Here is a 13002-nt window from a genome sequence, read left to right as displayed (position 1 = left end):
TGCTGGTTTTGCGCGGCTGGCAAGCAAATGAAAGCGCAGAACTGACAAAAAAGAAATGAATATCTCAGGGGAAATACCTGAGGGGGAGAGGTTAAGGTGTCACAAGAAACTGCAGTGAGCCAGGGGCCGCTAACGCGCGGCGCATACCCTGAGCTTTCACCACAAGCAGTGCTCGTAGGCTATTTTCTGGGCGTTATCATTGCGCTTTCAATAGGCTTTGCAGCACTGAAACTGGGTTTTTCCATTGAGGGATCAGAACTCGCAGCCATCCTTGGTTTCGGTATCCTGCGCGGCATTCTGCGCCGGCGATCCATCGTCGAAAACAACGTCACACAGACGGTCGCAAGTGCCGTCAATGGCGCGTCATCGGGCATGATGTTCTCCGTGCCTGCCATATTCATTCTGGGCTACGGCACAGAATTTAACCCATATGTGCTGACGTTTGGCGCGATTGCGGGGGCGTTCCTCGGGATTGCGTTCATCATTCCGCTTCGGAAACAGATGATCGACTTCGAGCGCCTGACATATCCGGGGGGCGTGGCCGTTGCCACCATCCTGAAGTCACCGGGTGCGGGCATTGAGAAGGCAAAGCTACTTCTTATCGCCATGCTTGTTTCCGGCGCGGTTCACGTGATCAGCCTGTCGACCGGGTTTGAAAACTGGCCTCTGTTTGATCAGCTTGGACTGCCGGGCTACTTCAACGGCACCTTCTATGTATCACTGATGACCATCGGTGTGGGCTTTATCGCCGGCAGGGGCGGGGTGGCTTTCATCATCGGCGGCTATGTCTGTTACTTTGTGCTGGCACCGCTCCTGAACTGGTTTGACATGCCTGTTGCTGGTGTTGATGTAAGCAATCCGGGCGACCTGCGCCTTGGCCTGTTCCGGCCAACGGGTATTGGCATGCTGATCGGTGGTGCGGTGATTGGCGTGATGTTCGCCTTTCCGCTCATCCGGTCTGCCGTCTCGTCGATGCAATCCTCCGCGAAGGTGGAAAGCGCCATGAGCCGTGATGAGATGCCGATCAAGCTGCTTTATGTGGGTATTATCGGCGCCGCTATTTTGCTGACTATCATGGCGATCACGTCAGCAGAGGAGGTTGGCATTGTACGGGGCCTTATGATGGGGCTTCTTGGTACTGTCTGGATCTGGATGGCAGGCATCATCCTGTCGGAAGCCATTGGCCGGACCAACTGGTCACCGCTTTCCGGTATGACGCTGATTGCCGTGACGCTTCTGATTGTTATTACCCAGAGCTTTGGCGGCATGGAAACGACGCAAGCGATCGTTGCCGCGATTACCGTGGGGGCTGCAACCTGTGTGGCCATGAGCCAGGCAACCGACCTGATGCTGGATATGAAAACCGGCTACCTTGTGGGTGCCACGCCGCGTATGCAGCAGATGGGGCAGTTCTTTGGCGCGTGGCTTGGCCCGATCGTCATCATCGGCTTGATCTTCCTGCTTCATGAAGCCTGGGGTCTTGGCTCTGACCAGTTGCCGGCGCCGCAAGGCCAGGCACTGGCATCCATGGTGGAAGGCATCACGGGTGGCAATGTGCCGACAGAGAAATATATCGCCGGTGCGATTCTTGGGGCGCTTTTGTCGGCGGTTCAGACCGGTCTGGGTATTACCGTGGGGCTCGGGTTCTATCTGCCGTTCAATGTGGTACTGACCTATTCGATCGGGACGCTCCTTCGGGAAATTTCTGACCGTAAGAAAGGCCACAGCTGGTCTGACAACAAGGGCATCCCTGTTGCAGCCGGCCTGATTGTTGGTGAAGCGCTTGTGGGTGTCGGGTACGCCGCCTACATGATCTTCACAGCGTAACAGGGAGAGAAAAGATGAAAACAGTAGCTTACCTTCTTGTCATGCTTTCTTTCCTCGCAGGCGCTTTTTTGACGTCGCTGGACAAGCTCACACTGGATTGGATCACCTTTATTCCAGTGATGCTGGTTGGTGTTGTTGGCGTTGTGATGCTGAAACGCGCTGAAGCGGCGGAAGCCAAATGCTCCGAAAAGCTTGAGCATCACCGAGGCGAACTGAAGGGTGCGCTTGAAAATATTCTCAAGAACCTTGAAGAGCTTCATGGTCGCAAAGACAAGGTGCCAACCTATGATATGCGGTTTGAAATCGACCGCCTGTTCCGGGATGACCTGACCCGCTTTGCCGACGCGCGCGACAGCATGAAGCATATCTTCGGCCTGCAGGCTTACGCGGATATCATGTCCAGCTTCGCGGCCGGCGAGCGCTATATCAACCGCGTCTGGTCGGCCTCCACCGACGGCTATGTGGACGAGGTTCTGATGTATGTGGACAAGTCGCTCAATCAGTTCCGTCACGCGATGGAAGAGTTCGACAAAGCGGTCCGTGCGGCAGCTTGAGCCACCAATAGTGTTAAAGATTGAAACCGGCGGCCCATGTGGTCGCCGTTTTCCTTTGGGGGCCGCGTCGAGTTTTGACCTTTAAACGAAAGGTGTATATGTATATCTAACACTAGCGATTGACATTTGGGGGTACCATGCGCTTTTGGCTTCTTATTCTGGCTGCGGTTTCAACCGCATCCTTCTACACACTTCGTGCTGATGCGGATGACGAGTGGCACTATTACAGGTCCGAACATTTTCAGGTCTACAGCATGGTGGAGAGCGAGCGGGCAGAGAGCATTCTGCGCGATCTGGAATATTACCGCTATTATATGTCTGTGTTGACCGGAACTGATGGGGCTGGGTCCCCTTTGCCGCTGACGGTATACCTGATCCCGAAATATGACGATTATAAAGAGCTTCTCGGCTACAGGCCGTCTTTTGCTGGTGCTTACTGGGTAACGCCACGCGGTGCGGTGACCATCGCTGAAGTGGAAGACAAGAAGGGCATCTACAAGGAAGACGGCCGCAACACCCTGTTTCATGAATATGCCCACCATTTCCTGCATGAGTTCGGCGCGCTCAATTTCCCGAAATGGTACCAGGAAGGATTTGCAGAATATCTTTCCACCTTCAGAATCAACGGTACGACCGCGCAGATTGGCAACCCGCCGCTTCAGCGCTTCTGGTGGTTGCGGTATCAATGGATGCCGTCTGGCCTTCTGTTTGCGGCCAATGCCCGTTTCGAAAATACCGACCGGGCCGGGTTTCATGTGGGCGCTTTCTATGCCCAGGCTTGGCTTTATACCCACAAGATCCGCTCGACGCCGACCCTGATGGAAGTGCTGGATGACTATCTGATCGACATCAACAAGGGTATGGAGCAGAAGGACGCCTTCCTGAAACATTTCGGCATGACCGAGGAAGAATTTGGCCGTGAGGCTCGCGACTATTGGGATGACAAGAAGTTCCCGGTATTGCAGCTGGATTTCTCCAACATCGACTATGTACCGACCTGGGAGCATCACAAGCTTGATGATGTAGAGGTGGAGAAAATGAAGATGCGCCTGCGGATGGACTATCTGCGGGACTGGGAGGCCGACCCGTGGCTGAAGCGCTTCCTGAAGAAAAAAGTCAAGGACCCCGAAACTGCTTTTGTGGCGCGGCTCTATCAGGCCAAGGTTGCCATCAATGAGCAAGACTACGACGAAGCAGAAGCCATCATCGACCAGGCCTTGGCAGAAGTGCCAGATCATCGGGATGCGCTGCTGCTGAAGTCGGAACTTCTGATGTCTCGTGAAGGAACACGGAAGTGGGAGCTCGTGAAAGCCGCACAGGGTGGCGATAATGACGAAAACTTCGACCCTGACACTGTTACCTATGAGCCAGATATGGCTGCGGTCCAAGAGGCCAAGAAGCTGGCTTTTCAGGTGGCGCGCAGCGACCGGCTCGATAGTGAGGCCTATCTGCGATTTGGTATCGCTTCGCTTTATGAAGGCGCGAACGCATCCGAGAGCGGTATCAAGGCATTGCGGTCTTTCATCAAGCTGGTGCCGCAAAACGATCAGGCGCGTTTCCTGTATGCCCGAGCCCTTTTCCTGAAAGGGCGGTATGACGAAGCGAGACCGCTTCTGAATAACATCGCCAACTGGAGTGCCAGCGAGCGCACAGCAAAGCGGGCAGAACAGATGCTGGGGCGAATTGACAGGGCATTGAAGAACGCCTCTGCCAGAGACGGCGTACCGTCTACCGAGTAGGCTAGTTCCGGTCAGGCGCTCGGCAGTCTCCTGACGGTTCTTCTTTCGGATTAACGAATAACACGAACTTGTGTTCTGTCCGGTGAATTGTCCACGCCTGTGATGCGTGGACAAAACCGCCCCATGCCCTTAGGCTCGCTCGCCAGAAACCAATAAGACTTTAAACGTGCCGGGGAGGACAACCATGCGCGCATTCATTCTGGCCCTTTTCATGACCCTGATGGCGCCTTTTGGCGTGATGGCCCAGGAAATTTATCTGACAGCAGACGCCATGATCGATGTGGCCGACGGCAAACGAATCGAGAAGCCGGCGCTGATCATCCGCGAAGACCGTATCGTGGCTATCGGTAGTCAGGGCAGGTTGCCGGTGCCGGATGACGCGCGGGTCATCAACCTTGATGGCCAGACGCTGCTGCCGGGCTTCATGGACATGCATGTGCATCTCACGGGTGACCCGGAAACGCCATTTTATGAAAGCATGGGCTATTCCATTCCGCGCCAGACAGTGGTGGCGGTGAGGAATGCGCGGGCGACCCTGATGGCGGGCTTTACCACTGTGCGCGATGTCGGGGCGGACGGCTACAGCGTGATCGGTGTGCGCGACGGCATCCATGCCGGTGACATCATCGGGCCGCGTATTTATGCGGTTGGCCATGCATTGGGGATCACCGGCGGTCACTGTGACAATAATTTCCTGGCGCCTGAAATGCAGGCGACGTCAGGCGGAGTTGCCGACGGGCCGTGGGCCGCGCGGGAAAAGGTGCGCGAAAATATCAAATATGGCGCTACCGCCATCAAGTTTTGCGCGACAGGCGGTGTGTTCTCGAAGGGCACCAAGGTGGGCGTGCAGCAATATAGCCTTGAGGAAATGAAAGCTATTGTCGAAGAAGCGCACCGCCGCGGCGTCACGGTGGCGGCCCACGCGCATGGCACGGACGGCATCAAGGCAGCGATTGTGGCGGGTGTTGATTCGGTTGAGCACGTCAGCTTCCTGGACGATGAAGGCGTGGCGCTGGCCAAACAGTTTGGCACCTATTTTTCCATGGATATCTACAACACCGAATACACGCTGACCTATGGCGAACAAAACGGTGTACCGGAAGAGAACCTGAACAAGGAACGCCAGGTGTCTGTGCGCCAGCGCGAAAGCTTTACCAAGGCCGTAAAAGGTGGCGTGAAGATGGTGTTTGGCTCTGACGCCGCCATTTATCCGCACGGCGACAACGCCAAGCAATTTTCGCGCATGGTGAAGTTCGGCATGACACCGATGCAGGCGCTGCAGGCCGCCACGATCAATGCGGCAACACTTCTGAAGCGCGAAACCGACCTGGGCATGATCCGCGAAGGCTATCTGGCAGACATCGTGGCTGTGAAGGGCAACCCGCTTGAAGACATCACCACGACCGAGGCAGTGACTTTCGTGATGAAAGACGGCGTTATCTACAAACAATAAAGACGAGGCAGCGAACCATGACACTTTCCAAACGGGACTTTTTCAAACTGGGTGCCGCGGCTGGTGGTGCTGCCCTTCTGGCAGGGGTTTCCACTACTGGTGCGCGGGCAAGCAACGTATTGCAGCCGATCACAGGGGACGTGCAGCCTATCGGCACCAGCGAGCGCAAGGCGCGCGTTGCAAAAGCACAGAAACTGATGGCTGAGCACGGCATTGATGCCATCCTCTTGGAGCCCGGTTCGGCCATGCTTTATTTCACCGGCATCAGCTGGTGGCGGAGCGAACGTCTGACGGCTGTGGTGATCCCGCGTGAGGGCGAGATCGCAGTGGTGACCCCTTATTTCGAGGAACCCAGCGTGCGTGAAAGCATGACCTTCGGCAGCGATGTGCGCACCTGGAACGAACATGAGGACCCGTTTGAGCGGGTGGCTGGCATCCTCAAGGATCGTGGCCTGACGGGCGGCAAGATCGGTCTTGAAGACACGGTGCGCTATTTTGTCGTTGAAGGGCTGAAGCGCGCCGCTCCCGGTTTCGAGATCACGTCAGCACTTGATGTCACGCTTGGTTGCCGCATGTATAAATCCGCCCATGAAATTGAGCTGATGCGCAAGGCCAATGAGGTGACACTGACAGCCTATGGCCACGTATGGCACAAACTCGAGGTGGGCATGACGCCTGCTGACATCACCGCATTGATGCGCACGGCGCAGGCGGAACTGGGCGGGCAGGGCATCTGGGGCATGGCGCTGCTGGCTGAAGCCAGTGCCTACCCGCACGGGTCGGGCCAGCAGCAAACCCTGAAGGAAGGCGATATTGTGCTGATGGATTGTGGCTGCAAGGTGCACGGCTACCAGAGCGATATCTCCCGCACTTTTGTGTTCGGTGAGCCCACGAAGCGCCAGCGCGAGGTATGGAATACCGTGCGCCAAGGCCAGGAGATCGCATTCGAGACAGCGCAGATAGGCACGCCCGCAGGGCAGGTCGATGACGCGGTCAGGAAGATGTACGAAGGTCTTGGCTATGGCCCCGGGTATAAGACACCGGGCCTCAGCCACCGGACAGGTCACGGCATCGGTATGGACGGGCACGAGAGCGTGAATTTTGTCCATGGTGAGACAACGCGCCTTGCCCCTGGCATGTGTTTCTCTAACGAGCCCGGTCTTTATATTTTCGGCGAATTTGGCGTTCGCCTTGAGGACTGCATCTATATGACCGATGACGGTCCGGCCTGGTTTACCGTTCCGCCGGAAAGCCTGGAAAAGCCGATCGGCCGCATGGGCTGATGAATTGCCAAATAGCGGTTAAACTCGGGTCTTATTTAGGCCCGAATTCGCACCTAAATTTTTTTTAGGTAGCCAATTACCAAGCAAACGGGCATCTTGACACTTAGTCGATTGGTGATCGGCGAACTATTGTGGGGCGTGCCATGATGGGGGTGGCACGTCCCCTTTTTATTGTTCGGGCCAAATAAAAAGCCGCGGCGGGTACCGCGGCTTTTCGTCTGCTTGTTGCCTGGATTACTTGGCGGCTTGGGCGTCTGCCTGTTGGCTCATCGCAAAGCGATATGTCCATCGGCCATAAAGGAAAAGTCCGAAGGCAGATACAATTCCAACAGCAGCAAAAATGTAAAACACCGAGCCAATGTCGTTGGCAGTATACATTTGGTTGGTCAGCGCCCATTCGGCCTGGCCAGTCATATCAACCAGCACCTGGAAGGCGTCGCCGATTGGGATGCTTTTCACCTCTTCTGGGCTCATGCCATTCTGAAGCAGCATTTCGCGGGAGAGCGTGTCTTTGGAAGCATATTTTTCATAGGTGATTTGCCCCACCATGCCCTCAATAAATGCCCCAACCGCAAACGGAAGTTGGCTAAAGCCCAGATACATCGCTTTCTTCTGTGGGGGCGCCACATTGCCAAGAAATTCAAGGCATTTCGGGCTTGAGAGCATTTCCCCCAGAGAGAAGATAACAATACCGAAAACCATAACCCAGGCAGCGTTGAATCCACCCAGCAGCAGAAGGGCAGCAGAGGCCAGGAACGTGCCAACCGCCATGGCGTTTGCAGCCTTCATCCGGGCGCTCCAACCTGTCACCAGGAAGCAGATGAGCATGATCAGCAACGAGTTGATATTGACCATGCCCTCAGGCATTACGCGGGTTCCGTCCTGACTAAGGACAAAGAACCAGCGGGAGAATGCCCCAGGCCCTTCCGTGCCCCAGACATCTTTCACGAGGACACTTGTGTCTACCCAGTCCCGGAAATACAGCGGCCCAAGATCCCAATAAATGTAGAGCATGAACCAGAAGCCGGAAAACAGCAGCATGTACCAAAGCAGAATCGGGTTCGATAGTTCCTTAATCGAGTCTACAAGCAACGAGTCCTGATGGATTTCGCCGCTTTTAACTTTGGCTTTGTGTGCCAGCCGTTCTTCTTTGTCTGGCTCTTTATAAGTAAGGAGCAATAGGAAGTTCAGCGAGATGATGGCAGCACAAGCATAGAATACATAAGACCATTCCAGCTGACGCAGTTGTCCGGCAAGTACCGGGCCCAGGAACCCACCAATATTGACTGTCTGGTAGAAGACACCCCAGGCAACGGAGCTATTGTGCCGACCCGTCGCTTTTACGATTGTCCCCTGGATGCCGGGCTTGAAGATGCCGGTGCCGAATGCCAGGATCCAGGCACCCGCCAGGAAACCCATAAAGGACGGGAACCAGGCCATGACCAAATAGCCAATGATTTTGGTCGCGGTGGAAACGAAGATGGTTTCCTTGTATCCGAAGCGGTCGGCGATACCGCCTGTAAACACTGGTACAAGACCCTGAATCAGCAACCACGTGCTGAGGATGAAACCGATTTCAGTGCCTGTCAGGCCAAGCGCCCCGCTTGACTTCGGATTGGTTCCATACAGGCTGGCAAGTGAACGAACGCCGTAATAGGCAAGGCGCTCCACCATTTCCATGCCGCCACAAATCCAGAATACATAGGACAGGCTGGCCAGCGCGGCGAAGGTACCAAGCTGCTTGACGTCCTTGACGGTCGTCGTTTTGAGGTTGTTATCTCCCTCAGACATACATTTCCCCTTTTATATTGTTGGGCACTTTTTGATTGTTTGCAGCCTCCCAAGCTGCGTGCCTTACTCAAAACTGCGGCGCATTAGGGCGCACTCGTTCGCCCGGGTCAATGCGAAACAGGTGAAAAGCTGTTTTCAAGCGATAAAAGGTGGATCTGCTCACGACTTGGGGACTGGAAACGGGCGTATTAACCAAGTGGTGACGGTCTTGCGATATGATGGCGCGATAAGATACAGGAGCCGGTCTATTTCGTCTTTTGAAGAAAATATCGCTGATATAGCCCGCGTGCGGGAAAACCTTCCGGGTTTCTCGTTTGAAGATGCTGAAGATCACAGGGCCGACATGCCGGTGGTCGACCGAATCCTCAGTTATTTTGAGGCGCGTACCGGTGGTAAACGGCTCGCCTGTCGGGCCGACATCAACCCAAGCGACATGAAAGATCTTCTGCCTGACGTCTGCATTTTTGAGCTCGAAAAAGATCCAGACGGTTTGCTGGAGGATGTTGTCATTCGGTTGATGGGCACCAATGTGGTCAGTTTCTATGGCGAACTGACGGGCAAGAGCATTTTCACCCATCCATCGTCGCTGGTCGCAGACCGCATATTCAAGAGCGCGGTGTTCGGCCTTAAGCGCCGCTGCCCTGTATTGGTTCAGGCTTTCACGCTGTCGGAAGAAAAAAATCATCTGAGAGTATCGGTCCTTTATGTGCCGTTATCGGAAAATAACGCTGACATCGACCGTTTCTTCACCCATGTGTCTGTCAGCCGCAGTCTAACATCCTAGGCGCTGCAATTCCGCCCGGACTGTGATAGGATTAACCGATAATAAAAGGGTTTGTGCCACGCTGGCATGACCTGAAAAAATGTCAGGAGTCGTTCAGGGAAAGTTGCCCGGGAGGCGGTTTGGGAAGGAGCAAAAGCAGGCGTTCAGCCTGGAAGTTCCCACGGCCCCCATCAACACCAGAAGCGGAGACACCGCGTGGACGATGACTTTTTGGTTATAGAAGATGACGACGAAGACCTGCTGATCGAAGATGACGACGGGGCTGCCCCGGATACTGATCAGTCAGCCTGGAAAATCCTGATCGTGGACGATGAGCCTGACGTTCATGTCGCGACCAAGCTGGCGCTTAGGGGTTTTCAATTCGACGGTATGCCGATCCAGTTCCTGGAAGCAACATCCGGCGCTGCCGCCCGCAAGATACTCGAAGAAGTGGATGATATCGCCATAGTCCTTCTGGACGTGGTGATGGAAAGTGATGACGCTGGCCTGAACCTGGTCGATTTCATCCGGAATGAGCTCGGGAACACGATGGTGCGTATCGTGCTCAGAACCGGGCAGCCGGGACAGGCACCCGAACGCGACGTCATCGTGCGCTATGACATCAACGACTATAAAGAAAAGACCGACCTGTCGGCCACCAAGCTGTTCACGCTGGTTTATGCCACGCTCAGGAGCTACCGCGACATCAATATCATTGAGGCCAGCAGGCGCGGCCTTGTGCGAGTGATCGATTCGTCTGCTGAGATGTTCAAGGAACAGTTCCTCGACAATTTCGCAAACGGCGTGCTGAAGCAGGTGTCGTCCCTGGTGGCCGGAGGGCGCGATGTGGCCTTTTCGCTCGAAGACGCGGCCGCCGCAACCCACGACCGCAAGGAAATGACCCTGGTGGCCGGTACAGGCCGCTTCGCGGGTAATGTGGGCAAGTCGGCGTGGGAGCATTTCCCGCCGCGGGTTGCCGCCGCCATCGAAGAACATCGGGAACGTGGCCGCGGCGAATATGGTTTCTGGGTCGATGGATCCTATGTCGGGATGGTTGTCGGCAATTCGGGCCGTGCCAGCATCCTCTATCTGGTGGGCGAGGGCCGCCCGGCGATGATCGATACCCACCTGATCCAGATTTTCGTGCGCAATGTGCTGATTGCGGTGGAAAACCTGTATCTGCGAAATGCGCTTCTTGATACCCAGCGCGAGGTGGTCTACCGGCTGGCGCAGGCGGTGGAAACCCGGTCGAAGGAAACCGGCAACCATGTGAAGCGGGTGGCCGAACTTTCGAAGCTGCTTGGGATTGAGATGGGCATGAACGAGCATGACGCGGAAACATTCCGGCTTGCCTCGCCGCTCCATGATATCGGTAAAATCGGTATTCCGGATGCCATTCTGAACAAACCGGGCAAGCTGACGGCGGAAGAGTTCGATGTCATGCGCACCCACGCGCAGCTGGGTTATGACATCCTCAAGCATTCCGACCGTGCGCTTTTGCAGGTCGCGGCCTCCCTTGCCTATGAACACCATGAAAAATGGGACGGCAGCGGATATCCGCAAGGCCTCAAGGGCACGGATATCTCGCTTGTGGGCCGCATAACGGCGCTGGCGGATGTCTATGACGCGCTGGTGTCTGAGCGTTGCTATAAAAAGCCATGGCCGGAAGACAAGGTGCATGCCCTTCTTCAGGAAGAAAAAGGCAAGCATTTCCAGCCGGAATTGATCGATACTTTTTTCCGCAAGTTGCCTGAAATCCGTGACATCTATACCCGCTATCAGGACACGCCCCTGGGAACCGGGAACGACTGATGCTGCCCAAGGACCCTTATGAAGGAGAACTGAGCCCGTCGCCCGTGGGCTATATCGTGTATGGCGCGGATGGCCGGCTCATGTCATTTAATGACCGCGTCGGCGAACTGTTTCCCGGCCTTCTTGCCAACGACATGGTTGGCAAGACCCGCGATGAAGTGCGGGACATGTTGCGTGCCTATGAGCCAGCCGCGGTTGATGCCCTCAATCAGTTGGATGAAATCCTGGTTCTGAGCGCAGAAGATGGCGTTTTCGAATTCGGCAAGGGGCGCTTCTGCTCGCTTGACGATCTGCCGCTGCCGGATGGCGGCACGCTGACGCTTATCCGCGACCTGTCTGAAAAGAAGCGCCAGCTGGATAGTATCGCCCGCCTGGAACGCGCAACCTCTGAGCTTGCAAATGAGGAAGCGATCTACAGCGGCACCAAGGACCGCGCCTATCTGATCATGACGGAGGTTGCGGCGAAAGCGCTTGTGGCCACGCGCGCTGACGTATGGCTGATGAATGTGGACGGCACGGCGCTTTACCCACAGGAGAGCTATTGGGCGCCGACGGATGAGCATATGGAGCTTGAGCGGCTCGAGAAGGAAACCAGCCCGGCCCTGTTTGACAAACTGGCAAGCGGTGAGCCGATCAATGTCCCGGACGTGACGATTGTTGATTTCCTGAAGGGAGTTCGGTCGGGCGACGGGCGGGAACGCGACGTCAAATCCATCTTGATCGTTCCCATCATGCGCGGCCCGCGGGTTGTAGGCGCCATCGCGGTGGCAGAAGAAAAGTACCAGCGCCGTTGGCGCCAGAGCGAAGTGGCGTTCGTTTCTTACCTGTGTGACCTGATCCTGCGCATGTTGGAGGCCCACGACAGGCGCGTGGCTGAAGAAGGCCTGCGCGACTTCAATGAAATGCTGGAGATGCAGGTCAAGAAGCGTACCAAAGACCTTGAGGACGCCATGGAAACGCTCCAGCTTGCGCAGGAGGAACTGGTGCGGTCCGAAAAGATGGCTTCGCTTGGTGGCCTTGTGGCGGGCGTCGCGCACGAGATCAACACGCCGCTAGGTGTCGCGCTCACCAGCATCACCCATATGGCGGAAGTGTTCACCGGTTTCAAACGGTCAGTCGACAGCGGGAAGATCAAGAAATCCGACCTCATGAATTTCATGGAAACCGCGGACGAGGGCACAACTGTCGTGCGCCGGAACCTTGAGCGCGCGGCGCATCTGATCCGCAGCTTCAAAATGGTGGCAGTGGACCAGTCAGCCGACGACACGCGTGAGATCGATGTGGGTGACTATATCGATGAGATTGTAGAAAGCCTGGTGCCCACGCTCAGGAAGGAAGGGGTCAAGGTGGCAGCCGAAGCGGAACCCCGGCTGGTCATGAACACAGTGCCGGGGGACCTGTCGCACATTTTGACCAACCTAATTATGAACGGTGCACTGCACGGCTTTTCCGACAGGCCCGACCGCGCCGACAAAGAGATCAGGGTGAAAGCCCAGGCGCGTGACAAAGAGGTCCAGATTGAGGTGACCGATAATGGTCGCGGCATCCCAAGCGATATCCGTGAGAAGATTTTCGAACCCTTTTTCACCACAGCCCGCGGTGCAGGCGGGTCCGGTCTTGGTCTCAACATTGTTTATAACACCGTCTATCACAAGCTCGGTGGCAGCATACGGGTGGATGATGCCGAAGGCGGCGGCACCCGCTTCACGATCACCTTGCCGCTGGAGCACCGCAAGGCGGCGTGAGGACAAAAAAGGCGGGCAAATACCCGCCTTTTTTA

At 55.8% G+C, this 13002-nt stretch carries 9 protein-coding genes; 8 read left to right on the top strand and 1 reads right to left on the bottom strand.

The annotated features are described in order from the left end of the window. The first annotated feature begins 96 nt into the window (after positions 1 to 96). The 5 genes from KORM41_RS16490 to KORM41_RS16470 all read left to right on the top strand — a co-directional run bounded on the left by KORM41_RS16490 (position 97) and on the right by KORM41_RS16470 (position 6856). Positions 97 to 1827 (top strand): OPT family oligopeptide transporter, encoded by a 1731-nt coding sequence (locus tag KORM41_RS16490; RefSeq protein WP_068150722.1) that lies wholly within the window; start codon positions 97 to 99, stop codon positions 1825 to 1827. Between the two features lie 14 nt (positions 1828 to 1841). Beyond that, positions 1842 to 2381 (top strand): hypothetical protein, encoded by a 540-nt coding sequence (locus KORM41_RS16485; protein ID WP_068150720.1) that lies wholly within the window; start codon positions 1842 to 1844, stop codon positions 2379 to 2381. Positions 2382 to 2518: 137 nt separating this feature from the next. Continuing rightward, positions 2519 to 4120: a tetratricopeptide repeat protein gene (locus KORM41_RS16480; protein WP_068150717.1), complete on the top strand. Its 1602-nt coding sequence runs from the start codon at positions 2519 to 2521 to the stop codon at positions 4118 to 4120. Positions 4121 to 4304: 184 nt separating this feature from the next. Continuing rightward, the gene (locus tag KORM41_RS16475) at positions 4305 to 5573 is read left to right on the top strand and encodes a Xaa-Pro dipeptidase (RefSeq protein WP_068150714.1); all 1269 of its coding nucleotides are present in this window, start codon (positions 4305 to 4307) and stop codon (positions 5571 to 5573) included. A gap of 17 nt (positions 5574 to 5590) precedes the next feature. Next, positions 5591 to 6856 (top strand): M24 family metallopeptidase, encoded by a 1266-nt coding sequence (locus KORM41_RS16470; RefSeq protein WP_068150710.1) that lies wholly within the window; start codon positions 5591 to 5593, stop codon positions 6854 to 6856. Positions 6857 to 7090: 234 nt separating this feature from the next. On the opposite strand, the gene KORM41_RS16465 is transcribed toward KORM41_RS16470, so the two are convergent. Further along, on the bottom strand, positions 7091 to 8647 hold the full coding sequence (locus tag KORM41_RS16465; protein ID WP_068150705.1) for an MFS transporter: 1557 nt from the start codon (positions 8645 to 8647) through the stop codon (positions 7091 to 7093). 286 nt (positions 8648 to 8933) lie between these two features. Between KORM41_RS16465 and KORM41_RS16460 the strand changes: the two genes are divergently transcribed. The 3 genes from KORM41_RS16460 (at position 8934) to KORM41_RS16450 (ending at position 12967) form a co-directional block, all read left to right on the top strand. Next, on the top strand, positions 8934 to 9431 hold the full coding sequence (locus KORM41_RS16460; protein WP_156432028.1) for a PAS domain-containing protein: 498 nt from the start codon (positions 8934 to 8936) through the stop codon (positions 9429 to 9431). A 195-nt stretch (positions 9432 to 9626) separates the two neighbouring features. After that, positions 9627 to 11222: a response regulator gene (locus KORM41_RS16455; RefSeq protein ID WP_068150701.1), complete on the top strand. Its 1596-nt coding sequence runs from the start codon at positions 9627 to 9629 to the stop codon at positions 11220 to 11222. After that, positions 11222 to 12967: a GAF domain-containing sensor histidine kinase gene (locus KORM41_RS16450; protein ID WP_068150698.1), complete on the top strand. Its 1746-nt coding sequence runs from the start codon at positions 11222 to 11224 to the stop codon at positions 12965 to 12967. The genes KORM41_RS16455 and KORM41_RS16450 overlap by 1 nt, the downstream gene beginning before the upstream one ends. Positions 12968 to 13002 lie beyond the last annotated feature (35 nt).

The sequence above is a fragment of the Kordiimonas lipolytica genome (genome assembly GCF_001550065.1).
Note: the sequence above shows the minus strand (reverse complement) of the source record. Positions and strands in the feature narration are given on the sequence as shown.